The 24553-nt window shown below is 53.3% G+C and carries 18 protein-coding genes; 11 read left to right on the top strand and 7 right to left on the bottom strand.

Annotated features, from left to right (window positions below):
- Positions 1-44 precede the first annotated feature (44 nt).
- On the top strand, positions 45-197 hold the full coding sequence (locus PRECH8_RS02220; RefSeq protein ID WP_371871162.1) for a hypothetical protein: 153 nt from the start codon (positions 45-47) through the stop codon (positions 195-197).
- Positions 198-224: 27 nt separating this feature from the next.
- Here PRECH8_RS02220 and PRECH8_RS02215 read toward each other — a convergent pair whose 3' ends face one another.
- On the bottom strand, positions 225-1529 hold the full coding sequence (locus PRECH8_RS02215; protein WP_200965436.1) for a methyl-accepting chemotaxis protein: 1305 nt from the start codon (positions 1527-1529) through the stop codon (positions 225-227).
- 313 nt (positions 1530-1842) lie between these two features.
- Here PRECH8_RS02215 and ftsH point away from each other — a divergent pair, with 313 nt between their 5' ends.
- Positions 1843-3699 carry an ATP-dependent zinc metalloprotease FtsH gene (gene ftsH / locus PRECH8_RS02210; RefSeq protein WP_200965435.1) on the top strand — a complete coding sequence of 619 codons (1857 nt, stop codon included), beginning with the start codon at positions 1843-1845 and terminating at the stop codon, positions 3697-3699.
- Between the two features lie 365 nt (positions 3700-4064).
- Positions 4065-5075: an HD-GYP domain-containing protein gene (locus tag PRECH8_RS02205; protein WP_200965434.1), complete on the top strand. Its 1011-nt coding sequence runs from the start codon at positions 4065-4067 to the stop codon at positions 5073-5075.
- A gap of 86 nt (positions 5076-5161) precedes the next feature.
- On the opposite strand, the gene PRECH8_RS02200 is transcribed toward PRECH8_RS02205, so the two are convergent.
- Positions 5162-6709, bottom strand: coding sequence for a stalk domain-containing protein (locus PRECH8_RS02200; protein WP_200965433.1), 1548 nt, complete (start codon positions 6707-6709; stop codon positions 5162-5164).
- 205 nt (positions 6710-6914) lie between these two features.
- Here PRECH8_RS02200 and PRECH8_RS02195 point away from each other — a divergent pair, with 205 nt between their 5' ends.
- Positions 6915-8210, top strand: a complete 1296-nt coding sequence (locus tag PRECH8_RS02195) for a hemolysin family protein (protein WP_200965432.1) — start codon at positions 6915-6917, stop codon at positions 8208-8210.
- Here PRECH8_RS02195 and PRECH8_RS02190 read toward each other — a convergent pair.
- On the bottom strand, positions 8197-9306 hold the full coding sequence (locus PRECH8_RS02190) for a phosphotransferase (protein WP_200965431.1): 1110 nt from the start codon (positions 9304-9306) through the stop codon (positions 8197-8199). The genes PRECH8_RS02195 and PRECH8_RS02190 overlap by 14 nt on opposite strands.
- A gap of 178 nt (positions 9307-9484) precedes the next feature.
- On the opposite strand from PRECH8_RS02190, the gene PRECH8_RS02185 reads away from it, so the two are divergent.
- From PRECH8_RS02185 to PRECH8_RS02175, 3 genes are read left to right on the top strand one after another with little or no spacing between them, the layout of a single operon-like run.
- Positions 9485-10750, top strand: coding sequence for a glycosyltransferase (locus PRECH8_RS02185; RefSeq protein ID WP_200965430.1), 1266 nt, complete (start codon positions 9485-9487; stop codon positions 10748-10750).
- A gap of 16 nt (positions 10751-10766) precedes the next feature.
- Positions 10767-12548 carry a CotS family spore coat protein gene (locus PRECH8_RS02180; protein WP_242457392.1) on the top strand — a complete coding sequence of 594 codons (1782 nt, stop codon included), beginning with the start codon at positions 10767-10769 and terminating at the stop codon, positions 12546-12548.
- 36 nt (positions 12549-12584) lie between these two features.
- Positions 12585-13730 (top strand): glycosyltransferase family 4 protein, encoded by a 1146-nt coding sequence (locus PRECH8_RS02175; RefSeq protein ID WP_200965429.1) that lies wholly within the window; start codon positions 12585-12587, stop codon positions 13728-13730.
- Between the two features lie 72 nt (positions 13731-13802).
- Here the strand turns inward: PRECH8_RS02175 and PRECH8_RS02170 are convergent, their stop codons facing one another.
- Positions 13803-14180, bottom strand: a complete 378-nt coding sequence (locus PRECH8_RS02170; protein ID WP_200965428.1) for a hypothetical protein — start codon at positions 14178-14180, stop codon at positions 13803-13805.
- A 254-nt stretch (positions 14181-14434) separates the two neighbouring features.
- Here PRECH8_RS02170 and PRECH8_RS02165 point away from each other — a divergent pair, with 254 nt between their 5' ends.
- Together PRECH8_RS02165 and PRECH8_RS02160 are read left to right on the top strand one after the other, a co-directional pair.
- Positions 14435-15793, top strand: a complete 1359-nt coding sequence (locus PRECH8_RS02165; protein ID WP_200965427.1) for a UDP-glucose dehydrogenase family protein — start codon at positions 14435-14437, stop codon at positions 15791-15793.
- Entirely contained in the window at positions 15790-16740 is a 951-nt protein-coding gene (locus tag PRECH8_RS02160) for an NAD-dependent epimerase/dehydratase family protein (protein ID WP_200965426.1), read from the top strand. Before PRECH8_RS02165 ends, PRECH8_RS02160 begins: the two co-directional genes overlap by 4 nt.
- A gap of 217 nt (positions 16741-16957) precedes the next feature.
- On the opposite strand, the gene PRECH8_RS02155 is transcribed toward PRECH8_RS02160, so the two are convergent.
- On the bottom strand, positions 16958-17239 hold the full coding sequence (locus PRECH8_RS02155; RefSeq protein ID WP_200965425.1) for a hypothetical protein: 282 nt from the start codon (positions 17237-17239) through the stop codon (positions 16958-16960).
- A 336-nt stretch (positions 17240-17575) separates the two neighbouring features.
- On the opposite strand from PRECH8_RS02155, the gene hprK reads away from it, so the two are divergent.
- Positions 17576-18487, top strand: a complete 912-nt coding sequence (hprK, locus tag PRECH8_RS02150; RefSeq protein WP_200965424.1) for an HPr(Ser) kinase/phosphatase — start codon at positions 17576-17578, stop codon at positions 18485-18487.
- Positions 18488-18790: 303 nt separating this feature from the next.
- Here hprK and PRECH8_RS02145 read toward each other — a convergent pair whose 3' ends face one another.
- Both PRECH8_RS02145 and PRECH8_RS02140 read right to left on the bottom strand, forming a co-directional pair.
- Positions 18791-20692 (bottom strand): LTA synthase family protein, encoded by a 1902-nt coding sequence (locus PRECH8_RS02145; protein ID WP_200965423.1) that lies wholly within the window; start codon positions 20690-20692, stop codon positions 18791-18793.
- Positions 20693-20939: 247 nt separating this feature from the next.
- On the bottom strand, positions 20940-21821 hold the full coding sequence (locus PRECH8_RS02140) for a helix-turn-helix transcriptional regulator (RefSeq protein WP_200965422.1): 882 nt from the start codon (positions 21819-21821) through the stop codon (positions 20940-20942).
- A 219-nt stretch (positions 21822-22040) separates the two neighbouring features.
- Between PRECH8_RS02140 and yicI the strand changes: the two genes are divergently transcribed.
- Positions 22041-24368 (top strand): alpha-xylosidase, encoded by a 2328-nt coding sequence (yicI, locus tag PRECH8_RS02135; protein WP_200965421.1) that lies wholly within the window; start codon positions 22041-22043, stop codon positions 24366-24368.
- The last annotated feature ends 185 nt before the right edge of the window (positions 24369-24553 follow it).

Genomic DNA, 24553 nt, shown 5'->3' with positions numbered 1-24553 from the left:
CAAGATGGCTAGAGCACGCGAGACGGGGAAGATCACCCCAGGAGATGGACTTCGCAAGGGATGTCGCCGATCGGGTGATCTTCATTGACGGCGGCACGATCGTCGAACAAGGGCCGCCGCTGCAGATCTTCCATCAACCGCAAAGCGGCCGGCTGCAGGCTTTTTTAAGCCGCTTCCGGTCCGCTTCTTTGGGATGAGCACAGCATATCTTATCAATCGTTTTATCATAATTTAAATACAACGGTTTTTTGCTTGAGATTAGCCGCTTCCTCCCGCAGCATCTCGGAGGAGGCGGTAATTTCTTGCATAACGCCGGTTTGCCCCTGTGCAGCGCCGGCGATATTCACGCTGTCCTCAGAGAGCGCCTTCGCTGTATCAGCGATGCGGCGGGCTTGTTCGTATGTCTTCTGGATATGCTCCGTCTGCAGGCGGATTCCCTGCACGATCTGCTGCAAGGCGTTTTCTGTCTCATGAACGGAGGTGTCGATCTTCACAAGCACTTGTCTCGCGGATTCCCCGGCTTCTGTCTCCCGGCGGATCAGATCGACCTGCCGATCGGATTCAGCAACCACAGTGAGCGCCTGCTTCTGCATCATATTAACCAGTTCATTGATCTGCTCAGCTGCCGAACCGCTGTCCGCAGCCAGTTTGCGAATCTGCATGGCAACAACGGAGAACCCCTGTCCATGTTCACCGGCATGGGCGGCTTCGATCGAGGCGTTCAGCGCCAGCATGTGGGTTTGATTTGCAATTTCGCGCACCATTTGAGAGATATTGCTGATCTCTTGAGCCTGGTGTTCCAGTGCATGGACGAACTGTAACGTCTGCTCGCTGGTCTCAGTAATATGCTGCATGCTGTCAACGATGGAACGGAACAGCTCCGTGCTCTCGCGAATGGTGTCCACCATGGATGAAGAGATCTGCAGTGCATGCTGCGCTTGTTCATTCATGCGGCTCGATGTTTCGTTCGATAACTCAGCCGTGTCCAGCAGTTCCTTGGCCGAATTGGACTGGTCGGCTGCTGCATCCGACATGCGTTCAATCGTCGTGGATACCGTTTCGATTTGGTCCGTGGCTTGCGTAATAGCCTCATTCAACGCTGCAACGCTTTGCTCGGTAATTGCAGCGCTTTCAGAAACATCAGCAATCATGCGCCGCCAATTATCCAATAGGACTTGAAAGGAAGCGTTCAACGATCCGATCTCATCCTTCCAAGGATAGTTGGGGATCTGTACTTGCAGATCGCCGGAAGCCATCGTGTTCACTGCTCTCGTCAGCCTCGTCAAGGGGAGAATGATGAGCTTCGCTGCGATCCATCCCAAGAAACACGTCCACATAATCCCCAAGGTCAAGACTCCTAGGATGTAGATCCAATCTTCGAGCTGCGGGGCCAGGAACGGTTTGAGGACGAAGATAAAAAATGCGCTGGTCCCATATGTGGTGACTGAGACGATCAGGATGCCGACGACCAATTTTTTAACCAGACTATTAAAGAACGTATTCATGATGTGATTAATGAGATTAAGCAAATGGTATCTCCCTCCTTGTTTAGGAATTAATTACTATAACAAAGAAACCTATTGTCACAAATATATCACAATCACAGCGACTATTTAACCAATTTAATATTACTTTTTGCCCAAAAAAGTTTACAAAATCATGAACAATGTTGATTTATGTCACAATCAAAGAACCGAATGACCGTATAAACGTATGAGATGACCAGATGGAATGAGCTTCAGTTCTGATTAGAATGTGCGCAATTCCATTATGTGAACGATTATTTATGTGATAATTTAATTAGTAGAAGCTCATGTACTATCCCATGACGGAGGTCGTCTGATGAAAGGACAACATGATCCGAAGAAACAGCTCGTCTATTATCTGCTCATCGCCTTCGCGATTGTACTTGTGATGAATGCTTTTCTCATTCCGACGATTCTGAAACGGCAAATCGCCGAAGTTGATTACGGAACATTCCTGGCTTGGGTGGAATCCGGCAAGGTGAACAAAGTCGAAGTCCAGGAGACGCAGATCACTTTCTCGGCATTGGATGAAACCGGGAGAGAGAAGTTTTATACGACAGGCCGCATGGATGATCCGCAGCTCGTCGAACGCTTGTATGAGGCGAACGTACATTTTACGAGCGTCATTCCACGGGAGAATTCCCCGCTCATCACGTTCCTCCTCACCTGGATCCTGCCGCTCATCATCTTCATCGCCATCGCTCAGTTCTTCATGAATCGGATGGTCAAGCGGTTCGGCGGCAACAATGCGATGACCTTCGGCAAGAGCAATGCGAAGGTCTATGTTGAGGCGCAGACGGGGATCTCCTTCCGCGATGTAGCGGGGCAGGAGGAAGCGAAAGAGGCGCTGCAGGAGGTCGTGGACTTCCTGCATAATCCGAAGAGATATACGGAGATCGGTGCGAAGATTCCGAAGGGGGTGCTCTTGGTCGGTCCGCCGGGAACGGGGAAGACCCTGCTGGCGAAAGCCGTGGCAGGTGAATCCAAGGTGCCGTTCTTCTCGATCTCCGGTTCGGAATTCGTCGAGATGTTCGTCGGGATGGGGGCAGCCCGTGTTCGCGATCTGTTCAAACAAGCACAGGAGAAGGCGCCCTGTATCGTCTTTATCGATGAGATCGATACGATCGGTAAGAGCCGTACCGCAGCCGCTACCATCGGCGGCAACGACGAGCGGGAGCAGACTCTGAACCAGCTGCTCACGGAGATGGACGGCTTCGAAGCGGATAAGGGAGTCGTCATCCTCGCTGCGACGAACAGACCGGAGACGCTGGATAAGGCACTCCTAAGACCGGGCCGCTTCGATCGCCGTGTGCCCGTCGAACTGCCTGACTTAAGGGGCCGGGAAGCGATCTTGCGCGTTCATGCACGCAAGGTGAAGATGGCGGATAACATCGACCTGCATGCCATCGCTAAGGCGACACCGGGGGCATCCGGAGCGGACCTGGCGAATATCATCAACGAAGCTGCCCTAAGGGCGGTGCGGCTGGGGCGCAATCAGGTTACCCAGAGCGATCTGGAGGAATCGGTAGAGGTCGTGATCGCCGGCTATCAACGGAAGAATGCGGTTCTTACGATGAAGGATAAGTTAACCGTCGCCTATCATGAGATCGGCCATGCCCTCGTGGCTGCCAAATTAACCCATGCGGCGCCGGTGCATAAGATTACGATCATCCCCCGTACATCGGGAGCGCTGGGCTATACCTTGCAGGTGGAAGAAGACGATCAGGTCCTGATGTCCAAAGAGCAGCTCTTCGACAAAATCACCACCTATATGGGAGGACGGGCTGCGGAAGAGATCGTATTCAACACGATCACATCAGGTGCGGCCAACGATATCGAACAAGCCACCAAGATCGCGCGGGCGATGGTCACCCGCTTCGGGATGAGCGAAGAGTTCGATATGATGGCACTGGAAACGGTGAACAATCCTTACCTCGGCGGCGATACGACCTTGATGGTATCTGCCGTTACAGCGGCTAAGGTGGATGAGGTGGTGCTTGGGATCATCAAGAGCGCCCATCAGAAGGCCCTTCAGATCTTGCGGGAACACTGCGGCAAGATGCATGAACTGGCCAAATACCTGCTTGAGAAGGAAACGATCACCGGAGAAGAATTCATGGCGATGCTGAACAAGGATACATCGTCCGAGTATTCGACTGATTCAGCGGAGTAGCGAATTCAGCCGATTCGTCCACGGAAGGCAGAACAGCGATCGGATAATTTGGAATCAAATAATAGAATTAATAGAAATTAAAATCATTTTCTCCTCATCTTTTGTCAATATAACGACTGGTTGTTGACGAAAGATGAGTAAATTTGTATGATGGTGTAAACGCTGTTATTCCAATTATTACTCCTGGTAGGAAAGATTAACTCGCTGTCATCTTACTATAGTCTGAATCAGCAGAGCCGGCACTGCTCCGTCCGCATTGCGCGGCAGAGTCATTATAAGGGAAGAAACGGACAAGCAGCGTGATTTTTAAGTTTTCATCATTATGATCAACGGCATATCTAGCAGGGAGGCGGCAACTGAAAGATATGATACTAGCTGATGCTATTGGCAAAAGGACGAGAAGAGATATCTTCAATGATAGAGGGATCCTGTTAATCCCGCGACATGTCATCATTCTCGAAGAACATCTGGATATTCTGTACAATCACGGCGTCTATCTAAACGAAGACGACCTGGCAGATCCCGATGAGAAGCTGACTTTCAATACTCAGCAAGAGCTTGATGAATCCGTTAAGATGGCATGTTCCTATTTTGAAGATATTCGAATGACGAAGAAGGTACCGCTTGCTGAACTTAGACAGGATGTGCTGCCGGTCATTCAAGAGGCTTGTTCGGAATCGACATTATACGATCTATTCACCTCCCTTCAAGCGAAGGATGATTATACGTATCGGCATAACATCGCAGTCGGCACATTCGCCAACATGCTCGGCAGCTGGCTTGGCCTTGATAAGCAAGAGCTGCTGCAGTTGACAACAGCAGCGCTGTTGCACGATGTGGGCAAGATGCTGATCCCGGAGGAGATCTTGAATAAGCCCGATAAGCTGACCGACGAAGAGTACGAAGAGATGAAGGAACATACCATCTACGGTTATGAACTCCTGAAGCAGACGACGGGGATCAACCACAGACAGGCCTTGGTAGCCTTGCAGCACCATGAGCGCCTGGATGGCAGCGGATATCCGCATGGCATCAAGGGAGACCAGATTGATCTGTTCAGCAGGATCGTCGCTGTAGCTGATGTCTTCCATGCGATGACCTCGCAGCGGGTGTACCGTGAACCATCGCCTTTCTATGAAGTGCTGCTGCAGATGAGCGACGATACATACGGCGCCCTCGATCCGAAGATCACGAATATCTTCATCGAGAAGCTGATGTATACGTTGATCGGGCAGCAAGTGATCTTAACCGATGATCGACAAGGCATCATCTTGATGGTCAATGCTCATGATCCGATCCGGCCGCTGGTTCAAGTCGAGGACGAATACGTCGATCTAAGCAAAGATTACTCCATACATATCAAGCAGGTCCTGTGATTCAGTCGGAGACGAAAATGAGGGGCTGTCCAGTAAGTCAATCATGATTGACTTACTGGGCAGCCCCTTTTTTGAAATCAAGCATATCAGCGATAGAGCTTTGTCAATTCAATCATCTGCAGGTTAGGATTCCATGCCACTTCATAACCGAAGGCTTCCGCAACTGCGCGGATCGGCACGTACGTATAGAACGAGCTGGGCACGCCATGTTGGAAGGCACCGCTCGGAATCTCTTTCGCCGTACCATTGATGATGATGATATTTTGGTTCAGCGGCAGCTCGACTCTGATCTCACTGCTGAGATCGGTGAATACCACGGATGTTTCCAGATCAGCCGATTGATCCAGCACGAGGCCCAGTTCCCGGCTGATCTGATAGGCGGTCATGAACGAGACCCCGTTCTCGGCATGGACTTGATCAGCAGGGAGCAGGACGGTCTTCTGATTCAAACCAAAGGCGCTCAGCAGTTGACCTAGCGGCGACTGCCAATCGATCGCCTGCAGGATCTCTTCTCCAGCGAGCGGATTGTCCAGCATGATGCCGTTTGTGCTGCCCAGCTGTTCTGCTTCGACATCGGCGTTTATATTCCAGATCTGCGTAGAAGTGGTGATCCGCAGGCTTCCTGCTGCATTGGCCGGCGCCAGCAGGAGCTCAACATCGGATTGGACGATGTTCATATTGCGGTTCAGATACAGATCCACGGTCATATAGGTGTCGTCATGGAAGACGTTGTTCCAATCTTCATCCTCGGTCAGCACCGGCAGACGATTCAGAGCGATGTTGTATCCTTGCGTGATCGTCGTATACAAGAACTCGGTGACTAAGGTTTTGTTGTTGAGATAAGCGAGGACCAATTCCTCGATCGGATCCGGTTCCCTGTCAGATCCGTATTGCGCTCCGGCCTCTTCGATCACGTCCAGGATGAAGGGCATGAGCGCATCATAAGCCTCGCTGAGGAACTCCTTCAGTCCTTCTTCATCCTCGGCCAGGCTGCTAAGCAGCTGCTCGAGCAGTCCATGGACTTCGCTGCCGGGGATCTCCGCATGAATCTTCCGCACCTGTTCTTGTTTGCCGTTGAGTTCGATCGAAGCGGACGAGATGTCGATCTTCTTCGGATTCGGCAGGTTCGGAATGAGGTATTCATATGCGGCGAGGGTCAGTCCCAATGAAGCCTCATTGATCTGTTCGTAATCCAGCTCGAAGAAGAGATCGTTGTATGGCTTATGTACATCCATGACGAGCGGTCTCTCGATGCCCTCGATCTCTATGACGATCAGCGACGGGGAGACGGACATGGCGATCGGCAGCGCGAGGTCGCCTAACTTGAGATCCCCCTTCATCGAAGCCGTCTGCAGATCTTGCTGTCTGACCTCATACAGATCGAGCTCGAGCTTCGGCATCACTGCCAGCAAGCCCAACTCCGTTGCAAACTTCTGGGCAGTATCCGAGATCTCCAGTTCGCTGGGCTGCCATTCGATGCCCATGAGGAGTCGGCCTTCGTAGGAGGTTTGCTCTAAGGAAGCCTTCATCACTTGGTTCAGGTTGACACCGCTTACAGGGTCACAGGCTGTAAAGACAAGCATGAATGACATAACGAATGCGATGAGTGCGAATACTTTTCGTGCTCTTATCATCCTTACCTCTCCTTTCAATGAAATATTATTAAGATTACCCTAAGATTACCTATAGAATATCACGGGTTGTGAAGATTTTACCATGCTTTTTTGCATTCATTCCCCTCTCTCCTGCAAATATTTGCCTTAGAGGTCATGGCAACGAATAAATTGGGCACATTATACATGTTGCTGTAATTTTGACTAACCCCTTGGAGGCATCGTCATGATCACGGAAATCATCATCCTCATCATCCTGATCTTCGCCAACGCCTTCTTCGCTGCATCTGAGATGGCCTTGATCTCTCTCAATGACAACAAAATCAAACTCATGGCTGAAGATGGAAACAAGAGGGCCGCCCTGGTGTACAGACTGCTGCAGGAACCGAGTCAATTCCTGGCGACGATTCAGATTGGGATTACCCTGGCCGGCTTCTTAGCCAGCGCCTTCGCAGCGGAGAGTTTCGCCGGTAAACTGGCGGCTGTGCTCCACGATGCGGGGGTGCCGATCTCTCGCAGGCTGCTCGAAACACTGTCGGTGATCGTCATCACCTTGCTGCTGTCCTACTTCACTCTCGTCTTCGGTGAACTCGTTCCGAAGCGCTTCGCCATGCAGAAGGCAGAGCCGATCGCGATGGCGGCAGTACGGCCGCTCCGCTGGTTATCCTTCATTACGCTTCCCTTCGTGAATCTGCTCACCGCCTCGACGAATCTGTTCGTCAAACTGCTGGGCGGCGACCCGCATGCCGACGATGAGGAAGTGACGGAAGAAGAGATTCGTATGATGGTACACGCCGGCAGGGAACGGGGAACGATCCAGGAGACGGAGAAAATGATGATCGATAATATCTTCGACTTCGATAACAAGATCGTAGAGGATATCATGACCCACCGCACGCATATCGCGGCCATCCCGAAGTCCGCATCACTGGAGGAAGCCCTTAAGATCATCGATCAGGACAAATATACCCGTTATCCAGTCTATGAAGATACCCTGGACAATATCGTCGGGATCCTCCATGTGAAAGAGCTCATCGCTTACATACAGGATTGTGACCAGCGGCAATTCCATCTGGCGGAGATCATCCGCAAACCGTACATCGTGCCGGAATCGATGCGCACCGACAAGCTGATGCATGAGATGCAGAGGCGCAAAGAGCACATGGCCGTCGTCATCGATGAATACGGCGGTACAGCAGGGATCGTCACGATGGAGGATCTGATCGAGGAGATCGTCGGCAATATCTTCGATGAATATGATGTGGAGGAGAAAGATATTCTGATCCTCGACGACAACACGTTCCACATGCGCGGCATGATCCCCCTGGATGACGTGGAGGAATTCTTGGATGTGGACTTGCCGACGGAAGATTATGATACCTTGAGCGGATTTATCATCGGCCAGCTGGGGCGATTCCCAGAGCCGCACGATAAACCGGAGATCGAGTGGGAGGGCCTGGTGTTCAAGGTTGAAGAAGCGGATCGGAAACGGATCCTGAAGGTCAAAGTTACTCGTACTTAAGGCTGCGGGTAAGCGGATCGAGAACCGATGCCCATCGAATAGACGCAGGGAATCGAATAGATGCTGTATGCCGTCCCGGTAATCGACCTGATGCCGGGACGTTGTTCGTTTGGCCAATCTGCTGCGATCTGACCGCTTGTGCGGCTTTACGCAGTTCTTGGCCGCCAGCGGTAAGCAGCCAGTTGATGAAAGGCATCTGGTTGGCGTATTGTTTGTGCCATTTTCTTGCTGGATTGGAACTGTAAGCTGCATGGCATAAGAAAAACAGCGCGATTCTTGCCGCAGCATACGGCAATACCTCGATCTCCTCCTCATGCAGCGCGCCGTATCCTGCCAAGAAAGCGCGGCGATAACTTGCCGCCCGGTTCGGCAGCAGGATGTGGATGATCCACATCGCATAGGCGACATCCATGATGCGCGGTCCACTGTGCATGTAGTCCAGATCTAGTACGGCCGTTACTTGATCATCGGTATAAAGCTGATTCCAGAAATGCCAATCGCCGTGCAGAATCGTCTGCGGTAGATTACCCTCGGCTGCTGACCAGCGCGCATAGACCCGTTCTGCCGCGTGTGCTGCTTCCGTCAATCCGAAGCGGGAGATGCGCTCGACGTCTTCCAGCTGCTGTAGCGCTTCCCGGCAATAGTCATAAGTGCGGTGGAAGTCGACGGGCGGATTGAGCGGACATCCTTCCCCTGCCAAGGCTTCGTGGAATCTGCGAAGCATCGCGCCGCTGGACCTCACTTGACATTCCCCGCCCCTGAATGGTTCGCCGGCGATATAGGGCAGGACTTGGATCAGCTTCTCATCTATTCGGATACAAGGCTCCCCGTTCTCGGCTAAGTGCGGCAGCGGTACGGGGATGCCCTGCGCGGAGAGTCGCTGCTGCAATCGGTAGATCTCCCTTAACTGCTCTTCTGATGCCGCGGCGCCGGAGATACGCAGCACATATTCGCTGCGGCCTGCGGCGATGCGGATATTGGTATTGAAAGCCCCGCCCAGCTTCTTCTGCTCACTCACTTCTTCTTCGATCGCGAAACGTTTGCAGATCATCTCGATCATCGATTTATGAATCCCCAGCCCATCCATCCTGTCCATGTCGAACGCCTCCCGGTTAATAGGCCAACTAATCTTACTATATTCGGTACAAGCGTGGAGCAACAGGGTATTCGCTCATTTTGCGGATAAAAACCGAGAATCTCCACTCTTGTACATATCGTCATCCGCTGATGAGTCATATGCATAACAGGAAAGGACCCATGGGAGGTGGCATGAAGTGGCCGGTGGAACGAAACGTCCCGTCCGCAGCAGGAAACGCAGATCAACTGTCAGCAGCCGGCGTCCAGTAAGACCGCTCAAAGTCCTCATGGTGTTGGACCAATTCAACATAGGCGGTACGGAGACCCATGTCTATGCGCTGAGCAAACAGCTGTTAACAAGAGGGGTTGGCGTGGTCGCGGCCGGCAAGCCGGGACGAATCTTGGACCGGTTCGCTGCGCTGGGGATTCCCTGTTATGAGATTGACTTTGTACTGGATAACCATGAATACGACAGCAAGAACAGCGAACGCCATCAGCGGCTGCTGGAGTGGATCATCGAACAGGAGCGCATCGATCTCGTTCATGGTCACCAATATCCTTCCGGGTATCCGGCATCCCAAGCTGCGGCAAGGAAGAACGTGCCCTTCGTGTTCACCCAGCACAGCGTATACTGCGATGAAGGATTCCTGCGCCGAATCGCTGAAACCGGCACTTTCATCAGCGTGAGCCCGCCGCTGCAAGCGTTCCTGCGAAGCCGCGGCATCTCGAGCACCCTGATCGCCAATGGCATCACAGCAGAAGAATACCGGGCTTATCGCGATCCTGCTTCACCATACCGCACTTATATCCGCAGGCAATTGCAGCTGCCGGAGCAGGCGAAGGTGATCCTGTATGCGAGCAGGCTGTCTTGGGAGAAAGCCGCCGTATGCGAGGAGATCATCCATGCTCTGTCAGCTTTGCGCATGTGCGGCTTAAAGGATTGGCATCTGGTGATCATCGGCGCAGGTAAGGATGATCGACGTATCAAACGGTTGGCTGCCGCACACAATGACCTGTTCGGAGCAGCTTATATCCATTATTACGGAGAGGTGACGAATATTCATACTTATTATGCTGCCAGCGACCTGGTCATCGGCACGGGCAGGGTCGCCCTGGAGGGAATGGCTTGCTGCCGGCCTGTGATCGCTGCAGGGAGCAGGGGATATGCGGGGATCGTGCGGACGGACCGCTGGTCAGAAGCTTGGCAGACGTGGTTCGGCGATCATGATGCCCATCGGCGTTTGACGCGGAAAGGGCTGATGCGCGACATGAGGGAGGTGATCCTCATGTCCAGGGATGACCTCGATGCACTGACAGCGGCGAATCTAAGCATGGTACAGCGCAGCTATGCCATCGACGGCATCGCCAGGGAGACCGTGCAGCTGTATGAAGGCTTAACCCGAAAACAGTCACAGCCGCGATCATCGCGGCGCGTGAGGAAGAAGTTGAACAATCGATTCTAGTCAGGAGGAATTCATCGTGAGTGAGGTTATCGACACGAACGGTTACATCATAGAACCGTGGGATCATCTGGCGATGACGCAATCGCCTGACGGAAGCGTGCATGATCAGTACGTGCCGCCGGAATTGGAGGCGCTGGCCAGGCAAGTGATGACTCGATATGAGATGAGCGTCTCGGAGATGACCCTGATCACCGCGAAGCCGGACAAAGGCGGAGCCATATGGCGCATCATGACGGATCAGGGACCGCGCAGCATCAAGGTGCTGCACCGAGAGCCAAACCGCAGTCTCTTCAGCATCGCAGCGCAGGATTACCTTGTAAAACAAGGAGCGCGGGTGCCGTCATTGATCGAGACGAGAAGCGGCGAGCAGTATGTCAATGCCGGGGGAAAATCCTGGATCGTCACGGAATGGATCGAACCCCTCGAACCCGTATCCAAAGTCGATATCGCAGGTGTCCAGGAACTGTGCCGCGGGCTTGGCGAATTCCACCGGTTGTCGCGGGGGTATGAGCCGCCCTTCGGCGCGATCAAGGCCTCGAGGCTGTATCGCTGGTCGAAGCACTATGAGAAAATCATGGCGAAGCTCCAGTGGTTCGAAGATATCGCGGAAACCTATGCGGAATATCCCGCCTCGAATCGGCTTCTCTCCATGCTGCCGCAGGTGAAAGCAGAGGCACAGGATTACTATATGATGTTTCGCGATTCCGCTTATGAGCGGATGATCGCGAAGGGGGAGCCTTACTGGGGATTAGCGCATCAGGATTACGGCTGGTCCAATGGACAGATGGGGCCGGGCGGGATCTGGATCATCGATTTGGACGGGGTGGCTTATGATCTCCCGATCCGCGATCTGCGCAAGCTCATCACAAGTACCATGGTTGACAACGGCGGCTGGGATCTGGAGTGGATCCGGTCGATGATCGCCGCTTATAGCGAAGGCAATCCCATCGATCGCGAGATCTTTGAACTGCTCTGGATCGATATGGCTTTCCCGAATGAGTTCTATAAACATGTCAAAGAAGTCGTCTATGAACCGGAGCTCTTCATCCCGACGGAGCTCGAACCGATCTTGCAAGTGATGCAGAACGTGGAGATGAACAAATGGGATGTGTTGAACGAGCTGCGGAAAGATATGGAGCTCTACCCATCCGGGGATTATCCGTCTGTGGAGGAGGCACCTCCGCTGATGATGCCGATTACACTGCCGCAGGCTGCGGCTTGGAGCGAACTTGCGAGCTTGCCTGTGGATGAAGTGCCGCTGTCGCAGCCGGCAGAACCAGAACCCGTTATGCTGCAAGAAGCGGTTCATGAGGCGCCGCTTACGATCCCGATGCCCGCTCCGCCCTTGGTGGCTGCTGAAGCGGCGCTGCCGCTTCGATCGGTTCGCAGCCGCAGGCCGAGACGAGCGGGAAGAAAACGTATATCAAGCACCGGACGCAGAGGGACGATGGCGGCATCGCGTTCGAGACGAACCGCTGCCCGCACCGGCACAAGCAGTCGGCGCCGCACAGGCTCGAATACGCGGACCAAGCGAACAGCCGGCGCTTCCTCTCAGAGCGGTGCAAGATCACAGGCCAGAAGCCGCATGAGAGCGTCTGGAGGACGAAGGCAACGGAGGCATTCGACTGCCAGACGACAACCAAGGGCTAAGCGGCATCGCCAGGGCGTGCTTCGCGTCCCCGTTCGCCGCCGGCGGTCGGAAATGGTTCGCAGAACGACCTCAGTTTCGTCCTTACGGAGACAGATGGAAAGACCGAGGAGACTGCGCGTCCGCCGGGCGGCCTCGATATCAGCGTAACTGTGTTTAGAAAGTAAAGGAGAAAGGCGGCTTAACATGAATATTCTCATGATCTGTACGGAGAAACTGCCGGTGCCGAATATCCGCGGCGGCGCGATCCAAACGTATATTGACGGCGTTTCCGGCATGCTGGCTCAACATCATCAGCTTACCATCCTCTCCAGAACCGACCCGGATCTGCCGGACACGGAGCAGGCGGGGGGCGTGAGGTATGTGCGCGTTCCCTCGGACGGGATCTTCGAGATCTATGCTGCGAACGTTGTTCAGTATCTGCAAAGCACGCAGGAACAATATGATATTATTCATATCTTTAACCGGCCGAGGCTTGTCCTGCCGGTGCGGCAGATGAGGCCGGCTGCGAGGATCATCCTCAGCATGCACAATGATATGTTCGAGTGGAATAAGATCGACAGGCAGGAAGCGACCGCGGCGCTCGAACAGACGGAGCGGATCATCACCATCAGCAACTATGTCGGCCAGCGGATCAGCACCTTGTTTCCGCAGGCACAAGGAAAGGTTCGTACGATTTATTCCGGTGTTGATCTGAGCAGATATGCGCCCTGGATGGAATCAGAAGCAGCCAGGCAAGTGCGCGAGCAGGTGCGGCAGCAGCATCAACTCAGTTCGCGGAAGGTGATCCTCTTCGTGGGACGATTGTCGCGCAATAAAGGGCCGCACGTCCTTATACGGGCGATGAATCATCTGCGGCATCAGGATGCGAGCCTCGTCATCGTCGGCGGGGCCTGGTACAGCGATGACCGGGTGAGCGATTATATCGCTTATCTGCGGGCTCTTGCTGCTCGCTCACCGATTCCGGTGATCAATACGGGTTTCATCCCGGCACAGGAAGTGTATCAATGGTTCAATGCGGCCGATGTCTTCGTCTGCACCTCGATCTGGAACGAGCCCTTGGCCAGAGTGCATTACGAAGCCATGGCTTCGGGGCTTCCCTTCATCACCACGGCGCGCGGCGGCAATCCTGAGATTGTTACCGGCGAGAACGGGCTGCTCATCCAGAATCCGGAGGATCCGCTGGAATATGCGCAGGCCTTGAATGAACTGCTGTCGGATCTCAATCGTGCCAGACAGATGGGTTTGAATGGACGCCGCATGGTGGAACAGCATTTCACATGGCAGCGGGTGGCTTCGGAGATCCTCGGCGTATGGGAACAGACATTATAGATAGAACAAAACAACCCGCCGCGATCGATTCAGGCATTAACCGAGGCGGGTTGTTTTTATGGAGCTTTTTACTTAAACATCCTCGTCGTCTTCATCGTCTTCATCGTCTTCATCGTCCTCATCATCATCTTCATCTTCATCTTCGGCAAAAACGACATCGTTATCCTCGTCGTCATCATCGTCCTCATCTTCGTCATCAATGTTATCCTCGTCGTCATCATCGTCATCGCTGTCTTCAAGCTCTTCGAAGTCCACTTCACGCTCTTCCCCGGTGGCGTATTCCAGTTCGATTTCCTTTACGCGCTCCCATTCGATGTCGTCAAGAACGGATTCTGCACTGCTTTGCAGAAGGTTATAGTCTTCCACCTCGCCGTTCGTGTATTGTACCTGCAGTTCAACGACGTCATCCCGCTCGTTAAGCAGTTCCCTGATGATATCCTCTCTTGCCAAGATTCACTCATCCCTTTCATGTGGGTAATAGGTTTTGTCTCTGCATGTTATTCATCAGGCTGCGGCTTGGTATGGACGAACGAGGGAAAAAGATTGTCTAATATTTACTTGATATTTGCTCAAGCCTGCGCCTGTGATTTTACACGGGATTTACATTGCTTAAACACATTTTACAATTCCTTGGTTACTTACCCCTGCCAGTCCTTAGAAGATATTCATACAGTAGATTAACATTCGAAGGAGGGGGGTAGGAGATGAAGATCCTAATCATGGGCTTGGGATATGTCGGTGCAACGACTGGACTTGTGTTTGCAGATTTGGGCTGGAATGTCATCGGCTATGATCCGAATGAAGAAAGACTGTCAGCCTTAGCCAGAGGAAGCCTTCCTTTCTATGAACCCGGTCTCAGCGACAAGTTGAAAGAACATGGAGAGACCGGCAGGATTCGATTTACATCGGATCTCCAAAAAGCGATCTCCGAATGTGAGACTATCTTCATCTGTGTTGGAACGCCTGCGAAGGAAGACGGCAGTGCGGATTTACAATATATCGAGCAAGCTGCGGTAAGTATCGGCAGATACATGCAAGACGACAAACTCGTCGTCATCAAAAGCACGGTGCCGGTGGGGACGAATGAGAAGGTGGCTGCCTGGATTGCCGGAGCTCAACCATCGAATATATCCTTTGATGTTGTATCCAATCCGGAATTCCTGCGCGAAGGAAGGGCGCTCTATGACGCTTTTCACCCTGAACGGATCGTCATCGGCAGTCATCAGCCTGAGGCTGCTCGTAAAGTACAGCGGTTGTACAAGGGCATCTCCTGTCCGATGGTGCTGTGTTCGCCGCGTACGGCGGAGCTGATCAAGTATGCATCTAATGCATATCTTGCTGTGAAGATCTCCTACATCAATGAATTGGCGAGGTTATGCGACCGCATCGGCGTCGATGTAAGGGATGTGGCGGCGGGAATGGGACTGGACAGCCGGATTGGCAGGCGGTTCCTGCATGCGGGTATCGGCTTCGGCGGTTCTTGTTTTCCCAAGGACATCCAAGCTTTGATCCATGAGGCGCATCGCCATGGGACGAAGTTGACGATCGTTGAACAGGCTCACGAGGTCAATCGCACTCAGGTACGGTATGCAATCGATCTCTGGGAACCAGCGATTGGAGGTTTCGAGAACAAGACGGTGGCCGTGCTCGGCCTGTCTTTCAAAAAGGACACCGATGATCTGCGCGAATCGCCTTCTCTAGCGATAATCGATGAGCTTCTCCGGAGGCATGCCTATGTGCAAGCTCACGATCCATTAGCCCGCTTGCCGGAGATTTATCCTAGGACGCGGGTGAAGCAATTTGAGACGATGGAAGGCGCGCTGTATGATGCGGATGCTGTGATCATCGCAGCCGATTGGGATCAGTATGCCGGAGCGGATTGGGCGAAGCTGAAAGCGAAGATGCACCGGCCGATCATCTTCGACGGGAAGAATATGCTGAGCGGCCGGCGCTTGCGGGAGCTGGGCTATGAATACTGGGGAATCGGGACGAATGCGGAATCGATCGGGCCTGACGTCTCTTGCAGCGAACATCACCCGGAGAGGATGAACAGTCAAGTATGAGGATCTTGGTCACGGGGGCGGCCGGCTTCATCGGCTCCCATCTTTGCGAGCGGTTGTTAGCGGATGGGAATGATGTGATCGGGGTCGATGCCCTGCTGAAACCGCGGATTGCTGCTTATAACCTGCGCTTGTTAACCACTCATCCTCGGTTCCGCTTGATCGAAGGGAATCTGATGGATCTGCCTTTGCATGAATTATTGGAAGGCGTGGACACGGTCTTCCATCTGGCCGGCATGCCGGGGGTGCGCACCAGTTGGGGAAGCGACTTTCATCGATACAGCGTCTATAATATCGAAGCGACACAGCGGCTCTTGGAAGCCGTTGCAGCGGTGCCGCTCAAGCGCTTCATCTATGCGTCCACTTCTTCGATCTATGGAGAACAGTTGGGAGCTGTGACTGAGGATCGAACCCCAGCGCCGTTATCCCCCTATGGGGTGACGAAACTGACGGGTGAATACTTGTGCCGGGTGTATGAGCATAATCACGATGTGCCCGTGATCATCCTGCGCTTCTTTACCGTGTATGGACCGCGTCAGCGGCCGGATATGGCCTTTCATCGCTTCATCCGCAGCTTCATCGATGACTGTCCGATTACGATCCATGGGGACGGTCTGCAGACGCGGGACTTCACGTACATCGGCGACGGGGTAGAGGCGATTGCGGCCGCTGCGTACGCGCCGGGGATCATCGGTGAAACGATGAACATCGGCGGCAGGCAGCGCGCTTCTGTGCGGGAAGCCGTCGCCATCTTGGAGGAACTCTTCGGCCGCAAAGCAAAGATCGAATGGCGGCCCAGGGCGCAGGGCGAACCGCGCCATACGTGGGCAGATATCAGCAAGGCGGAACGGTTCCTCGGTTATCGCCCGCGGACCTCCCTGCATGAAGGGCTGCGGATGCAGATGCTGGATATGTTAGCCTCGATGCAGGAGATGAAGGGTAAGATATAGGGAGCCTGAAGTGTCTGAGGGTGTCGGGTGAGCGGAATAAGCTGAGCAAGCTGAATAAGTCGGTGGAGCCTGGGAAGCCTGGGAAGCTGGGCGCTGATAGCTTCCCCTGACAGCCAACTGCCCCAGAATCGATTTGCTGACTCGGCATCTCGGCACAGGAGAGAAGCGGGCGGCAATAGGCAATAAGCGTTCTGTAGGTCGGCTTGGCTGCCCTGGTTTAAGCGGGGTTGCCGCCGCTTTGGCGCACGATCTGGTCTGCGATCGATTTGATGGCTGAACAGCCGAGGAGCGGGGGGCGGGATGTGCAGGTCAGCTGTAAAGAACGACTGCTTTTGTTCCAGGCATAGCGAAAGTGAATCTTCATTCCGGCGGCCTGCACGGTAAATCCGCCCGACGGTGTCTTCGGAATCGCAAATCCCTGATCTCGTCCCAAATCCTGCAGTTTCTGAAAAACTTCATTGGTAATCCCATGGTACGTCCATGTTGGACAATAAGTCACAGCGAACACCTCCTGTACGTTGTGGTTAAGAAGGGCTCGGCCGGCGGCGTATGGATCTGACTCATGGATCAGGCTCATGCATCATAGGAGGATGTATGCTCGATAGATCGATTCATGATGCCCGGGATCACGCGCCGGCTTCTGCTTTTGAACGGAAAGCGCCAGTTTATTATATGATTCAGGACAAGGAGGGTATGCTGCTTATAAGAACATCATAGCTGCCAAGAATGTGAAATGTCGTTGAAGGAAAGGGAGGCGCTGTGTACAATTAACTTAGGAATCATATGTATGTTATTATAAAGGATTAAACTAGATGAGGATAGAGGAGATATTAGCATGAAGTCGATTACTGTAAGCGACTTAGTGAGACAGTTTCGGTTGGAAGTGCTGGCTGGTGAGAATCAGCTGGACCGTAAGATCACGAAAGCCAGAGCGCATCGTCCGGGTCTCGAGTTCGTCGGTTACTTCGATTTCTTCCCGATGGAACGCGTGCAGGTGCTCGGCCGCAAGGAGATCACCTATCTGCACAGACAGACCGAAGAAGAGCGCAATCTACATATAGGAAACATCGTCAAATACCACCCGCCATGCTTCATCGTAACGGCTAACCAAGAAGGTCTCAAATATCTGATGAAATACTGCGATCAAGAGCAGATCCCGCTGCTTCGCACGGCCGAGACGACGACGGAGTTCATCGCGAGGCTGGATGCGTATCTGATGAAAGCCTTGGCACCGGAGATCGCCGTGCATGGCGTATGCGTGAATGTGTCCGGCATCGGCATCCTGCTGCGGGGCAAATCCGGCGTCGGCAAAAGCGAAACGGCACATACCCTGATCCGCAGGGGACACCGTCTTGTTGCCGACGACATGGTCGTGCTGAAGAAGCTTAGTCCGACGACGCTCTTGGGCACGCACAACAATACGAACCGCGAATTCCTCGCCCTGCGCAGCATCGGTTTGATCAATGTCAGCCGTCTGTACGGGAGGAAGGCCTTTCAGGATGAGACGCGCATCTCCCTGGATATCGAGCTGACCCAGTGGCGGGAAGACGAGCTCAACAATGAACTGGATTGGGTAGAGAAAACCGTTGAATACATGGATGTGAAGGTTCCTCATATCGAGATCCAGCTGCAGCCGGGCCGGGATGTCGCCGGATTGATCGAGGCGGCGGCGAACAATTGGTACCTGCGTCAGCAAGGTTACAGTGCGATGGAGGAGTTTATGCAGCGGATCCAGCAGGAGCAATAAGGATTGGTTCTGAAACAACAGAAACTGCCTTCTCAGTTGCGCTTATTTGTATTTACGTGCGCTGAAAAGGCAGTTTCTGTTGATTTAAGTGCTGTTTCTGAGCCTGCGGGTGCTGAGGCGATATATCTGACGATACGAATGTCGATTTGCACTCCGCTTGTGCAATGCGCATCCTCAGAAGACAGTAATTGTTGTCTCACCCATAGAACCGATCTTCGCGCCAGCTGAGACGACAAAAACTGTCGACTCAGCTGTGGTGATGCTGGATCGGCCAGTGAGATGATCATCTTTGCCGTCTCAACATCATTCCTCCGTCGCTGCCATTACGGGCACCGCTTCCTGCATCGGCAGCGAGGCGATATAGGCATCGGACATGCTCAGCAGCCTGAGGGCGCGATGGTAATCGTCCCTATAATGGAGCGGGCTCTTGGTCTCCATCAGCGGATCCTCCAGGGGCACCATCCAGCCGTCCTCCAGGCCTGCTCCCGGGATGAAGATGACTTCTTCATTGATGAAACTGCCGGAGGGCAGATAGGTGCGCTGGCCGATCAGATTCCGCTCATGGTTCAACAGATCCTGCCCGAAGATGACCAGATCATCATAGCGGATGCCGAGGAGATTCATGATCGTCGGCAGGATATCGATCTGTCCGCCCATATTATGCCGAACGACGCCTTCTTCCAGACCGGGCACGCGGATGATGAGGGGGACGTTAAACATCTGCTCCTTGGAATAATATCCGACGGAGAGCAATTCCGCAGCAGCTTCCAGGTCTTCTTCCGCTGCAGTATCCGACACCCCAAAGTGGTCCCCGTAGATGACCAGCATCGCATCCTCCCACAGGCCGTGCGCCTTCAGTTCATCGATCCAGATCCCGAAGGCGTAATCGGCATAGTGTACGGACTCGAGATAGTTGCCGAGGAACGTCCCCGCTAGATGGTCCGGAAGCTCCAGCATCCGTTTCTCGTCCGGCAACTCGAAGGGATTGTGACTCGACATCGTGATCAGATTCGCATAGATGGGCTTGCCCCGCTCCTTGATCTCCAAGAATACCTCTATCGACCTGCGGAACAACACCTCATCGGAAGCTCCGAAGTGAAGGTAATCCTCCTCACCGAAGAATTCCTTATCGTAATAAGCGTCGAATCCCAGCGCTTGATACATCAAGTTGCGGTCCCAGAACTTCACCTGATTCGTGTGCATCGTCACCGACTCGTAGCCGTAAGGCTTGAGATACCGCGGCAGAGACGGCACGATCATCCCCGCCGTTTGTCTGGACATCGGCATGATTCCGGTCGGGTACAGGGAGGTATTCATCACGAACTCAGCATCAGAGGTATTGCCCTTACCGATCTGCTGATAGATGCGGTCGAAGTAGAAACTCTCGTCCAGCAAGCGGTTTAGATTCGGGGTGACCTCTTGTCCTCCCACTTCCAGTCCGATTACCCAATCGTGGAAGGATTCCAATTGTACGACATAGACATCCTTGCCTTCAGCGATGCCGTGCCATGCCGGGTCCTCAGCCAGCTTGATGCCCTTCACGCGGCGGATCGCCTCCGGCGAGATCGTCTGCTGATCCTTGTTCAGCATCCGCTTCGCATCAGCATATACCGCATAGGCTTGATAGGTGATCAATCCCATGTCCTTCGCTTTAACCAGTTCGTTCACCGTACCGCCGCCGATAGCTTGCAGCACATTCAGCAAGGCGATCGTCATGGCAGCCAGAACACAGGCGAAACCATAGCGATTGCGGACGGGCAGCGCCGGCAGACGGCCTTCGGTACGCCGCCGCTTGCGAAGGATGAGCCAGGACATCGCTGCTGCTATCAATAGAGGGATATCTGCGAACAGCAAGTAATATTGCGGCTGGATCAATGAGGCGATGCTGGCGGTGACATCACCGGCTTGACCCAGGTCAAACAGTGAAGTATAGGTGGCCAGAGTATTGAAATACCGATAGTAGACAATCAATGCAAAAAAAACAAACGACAATAGACCATTGATCAGAACATATACGATGAAGCGAGCGCGGGGCTTCGTCTGCCAGATCCACTCGATCAAGACGATCATGACGACGAGCACGGGAGTTTCGATATAGAGAGACTCCCATACGCTTCCTCCCACGATGATGTGTCTGGTATAGGCGATCTTGCTCCATATAAGAATCAACATCAGGAACCAAGGCTGCAGGATATATCGGATCATAGAAGAACACATAAGAGCCTCCAACATGTTAAGCTTTCATGAATCTATCTCTACTCATTATAACGTGAACAGCATTTGAATTGTTTTGGGAATCGAAAAAAAAAAACAAAAAAAACACCGCAGAGCTAAGCGGATGGGATGCAGGATCAGCGCAGGTGCAGATTCAGTACAGGTGCGAAATCAGCGCAGGTGCAGGATCAGCGCATGTACAGGATTAGCGCAGGTTGAGTGATGCTGCATGTAGTGATTAAGCGTGGAGCTTACGGTATTGCGATGGGGTTATGCCGTGATGTTGTTTAAATACCGTTATAAAATAGCTCAGATTGTCGAATCCTACCTGCAGAGCGACATCAAGAATCTTGCTGTCCGTCTCCGTCAGCAGCATCTTCGCCTGCTGCATGCGGTACTCGTTGATATAAGACACTGCGCTGCGTTTCATCATCTTCTTAAAGAAACGGCAAAAATGCTCCTCGCTCATATTCAATTCCTCAGCGAGATCCTTGATCCGGATCGGTTCCTGATAGTGACGATGGATGTATGACAGCACTTGTTTCAGTCGCTCGATCCGCAGCGCCTCGCTGCGCGATGGTGCTGAGGTGGGCTTGCGATCGGCGAGCATCAGGGCGAGCATCATGTAGAGCCGGGACTTGGTGATCATCTCATAGGCGGCTTCCTGCTCGATATTCGTCTTGATGATCGCTTGCAGATGGGAAATCAGCGTTTGTTCGGCATCTGTAGTGCCTCTGAAGATCGGGGAAAGCCTGAATTGATTGCGGATCAGCGGCTCAAGATATTGCTGCTGCAGGATGTCGTTATTTCTGCTTGCAAGAAACTCCGGATGGAAGACGACGGAATAGAGGCTGCAGCGGCCGGCCGGATCGCCGGAGAAGGCGCCGTGCAGGATGCCGCTGTTTACGAATACCGCCTGACCGGGGCGCAGTTCATATTCACTTATATCGAGCTGTACCCGGACGATGCCTTCCGTGATGAGGATGAACTCCAATTCATCGTGCCAGTGACAGTCGAATAATACCTTGCCGTCGGTCTCGCTGACCTCATAGATGCTGACCGGGTAAGTTGGCAGCCCGTGCACCCGGTCTTCCCGTAATCGTAATAGATCGGTATTCACCGCTCATTCCTCCTGAGATATATTGCAAAAATAGACAGGGACGCTTGATAAAGGTGTGAGTGCCATGCGAATGAAAGGGGTATATCAAAATAATGAAACTCATAGTCAAAATACAGCAAGAAAAACAGAAAAATAATCAATATTATTATACTTAGAAAGGGCAACCTAATCAATTCAAACTTCAATTCTATTCATCATATGAAAAGGCGGTGTTCTTAAGTGAAGTTTACGGACGGTTTTTGGTTAGTGCGTGAAGGCGTCACGATCCAAAATCCTGTTGAAGTGCGCGATGTGCAAGTGACGGACGATGCAATGTACGTCTACGCGGCAACGAAGCACGTAAGACACAGGGGCGATACGCTGAACGCTACACTGATTACGATTAAGTACAGCTCTCCGCGTCCGAATATCATCCGCTGCGAGTACATCCACCACGCAGGACGTGTCAAGCGCGGACCGGAGTTCGAGCTGTATGAGGCGCCAACGGAGGTCATCATCCGCAACGATGAGCACGAAGCCAGCCTCACCAGCGGCAAGCTGCAAGTGCGGGTGGCGAAGGGGGACGAGTGGAAAGTCGACTACATCTACGACGGTCGCCGCCTGACAGGCAACGGCTGGAGAGGTGCAGCGACCATCGAGGTCGAAGGCGAAGGCGACTATATGCGCGAACAGCTTGACCTGGGCATCGGCGAGTATGTCTACGGGATGGGCGAGCGCTTCACGCCTTTCGTAAAGAACGGTCAAGTCGTCGATATCTGGAATGAGGACGGCGGCACCAGCAGTGAACAAGCCTATAAGAACGTTCCATTCTATATCTCCAACTACGGATACGGAATCTTCGTGAACCATCCGGAGCGCGTCTCCTTCGAGGTAGCAAGCGAGAACGTATCCAAGGTGCAATTCAGCGTACCGGGTGAACGTCTCGAATACTTCGTCATCGGCGGCGAGGACATGAAGGATGTGCTGAACAACTATACCGCATTGACCGGTAAGCCGGCGCTGCCTCCTGCTTGGTCCTTCGGGCTGTGGCTGACGACGTCGTTTACGACCAGCTATGACGAAGAAACCGTCAACAGCTTCATCGACGGCATGTTCGAACGGGACATTCCGCTGCATGTTTTCCACTATGACTGTTTCTGGATGAAGGAGTACGAATGGTGCAACTTCCAGTGGGATGAGGATGTATTCCCGGATCCGGAAGGCATGTTGAAGCGACTGAAGGACAAGGGGCTTAAGATCAGCGTCTGGATCAACCCATATATCGCTCAGAAGTCCCCGCTCTTCAAGGAAGGCATGGAGAAGGGTTATCTGGTGAAGACGCCGGAAGGCGATGTCTGGCAGTGGGATATGTGGCAAGCCGGCATGGGTCTGGTCGACTTCACCAATCCGGAAGCGACCAAGTGGTACCAAGACAAGCTGCGAGCGCTTGTTGACATGGGTGTGGACACCTTCAAGACGGACTTCGGCGAGCGCATCCCGACGGATGTTGTGTACTATGACGGGTCTGACCCAGTGAAGATGCACAACTACTACACCTACCTGTACAACAAGGCCGTGTTCGAGGTGCTGGAAGAGAAGCTTGGCAAGAACGAAGCGATGCTCTTCGCACGCTCCGCAACAGCCGGCGGACAGCAGTTCCCCGTTCACTGGGGCGGCGACAACTCCGCGAACTATCTGTCGATGGCGGAGACGCTGCGCGGCGGACTATCCCTCGGACTCAGCGGATTTGGTTTCTGGAGCCACGATATCAGCGGTTTCGAGAATACCGCACCGCCGGATATCTACAAGCGCTGGGTAGCCTTCGGTATGCTGTCCTCCCACAGCCGTCTGCATGGCAGCAGTTCCTACCGCGTGCCGTGGCTGTTCGGGGAAGAAGCGGTTGATGTCCTGCGCCACTTCACGAAGCTGAAGAGCAGACTGATGCCTTACCTGTTCAGCAAAGCTGTGGAAGCCACACAATACGGTGTGCCGATGATGCGTCCGATGGTGCTGGAGTTCGGCGCAGAAGATCCGACTACACATCCGCTTGATCTGCAATATATGCTCGGAGACAAGCTGCTTGTAGCGCCGATCTTCAACGAAGAAGGCACGGTCAGATACTACCTGCCGAAGGGCCGCTGGACTAACCTCATCACAGGAGCAGAAGTCGAAGGCGGATGGCACTACGAGAAGCATGACTATTTCAGCCTGCCGCTCATGGTGCGTCCGAACTCGATCCTGGCGATTGGTGCGAACGACCGTCGTCCTGACTATGACTATGTAGAAGGTGCCGAGCTGCATGTATTTGCTCTGGAAGAGGGCAAGGCTGCAACAGCGGACATCTACAACATCAAGGCTGAGCTGGAGCTGCAAGCATCCGCTCTGCTGGAAGGATCGAAGATCACGCTGAACGTTGACGGCAGCGGTGTCGATAAGAACTACTCCTTCGTGCTTCGCGGCATCGCTGAGGCTGCGAATGTTGAAGGAGGAACAGCGGAGAAGACGGAACAAGGTCTGCGCATCATCCCTGCGAAGGGTGCCCAACAGATCGTAGTTACGCTCTCCTAAGACGTGCGATACGGTTAATCGTTTCATGCGGCTGACCGCATCGCAGTCACAGCAGAAACCTTGGCAGATGTCTGCGCACTGCCAAGGTTTTTCTGCCATTGTGCTCAGCGGCTTTTATAACTTCAGTGAAATGTAAGCGTTCTCCAGCGGCGTTAGGTTGTTTTTTATCATGATGATATTAAATA

Source organism: Insulibacter thermoxylanivorax (assembly GCF_015472005.1).
In the GTDB taxonomy this organism is placed as follows: Bacteria; Bacillota; Bacilli; order Paenibacillales; family DA-C8; genus Insulibacter; species Insulibacter thermoxylanivorax.
The sequence above is the reverse complement of the archived record's forward strand: the minus strand, read 5'-3'. Positions and strand labels throughout refer to the sequence as shown.

Coding starts and splice junctions, on each gene's coding strand:
- ftsH (WP_200965435.1), top strand. CDS start 1,843: ATGAAAGGACAACATGATCCGAAGAAACAGCTCGTCTATTATCTGCTC.
- PRECH8_RS02200 (WP_200965433.1), bottom strand. CDS start 6,709: ATGATAAGAGCACGAAAAGTATTCGCACTCATCGCATTCGTTATGTCA.
- PRECH8_RS02205 (WP_200965434.1), top strand. CDS start 4,065: ATGATACTAGCTGATGCTATTGGCAAAAGGACGAGAAGAGATATCTTC.
- PRECH8_RS02220 (WP_371871162.1), top strand. CDS start 45: ATGGACTTCGCAAGGGATGTCGCCGATCGGGTGATCTTCATTGACGGC.
- PRECH8_RS02145 (WP_200965423.1), bottom strand. CDS start 20,692: ATGATCCGATATATCCTGCAGCCTTGGTTCCTGATGTTGATTCTTATA.
- PRECH8_RS02165 (WP_200965427.1), top strand. CDS start 14,435: ATGAAGATCCTAATCATGGGCTTGGGATATGTCGGTGCAACGACTGGA.
- PRECH8_RS02190 (WP_200965431.1), bottom strand. CDS start 9,306: ATGGACAGGATGGATGGGCTGGGGATTCATAAATCGATGATCGAGATG.
- PRECH8_RS02160 (WP_200965426.1), top strand. CDS start 15,790: ATGAGGATCTTGGTCACGGGGGCGGCCGGCTTCATCGGCTCCCATCTT.
- PRECH8_RS02175 (WP_200965429.1), top strand. CDS start 12,585: ATGAATATTCTCATGATCTGTACGGAGAAACTGCCGGTGCCGAATATC.
- hprK (WP_200965424.1), top strand. CDS start 17,576: ATGAAGTCGATTACTGTAAGCGACTTAGTGAGACAGTTTCGGTTGGAA.
- PRECH8_RS02195 (WP_200965432.1), top strand. CDS start 6,915: ATGATCACGGAAATCATCATCCTCATCATCCTGATCTTCGCCAACGCC.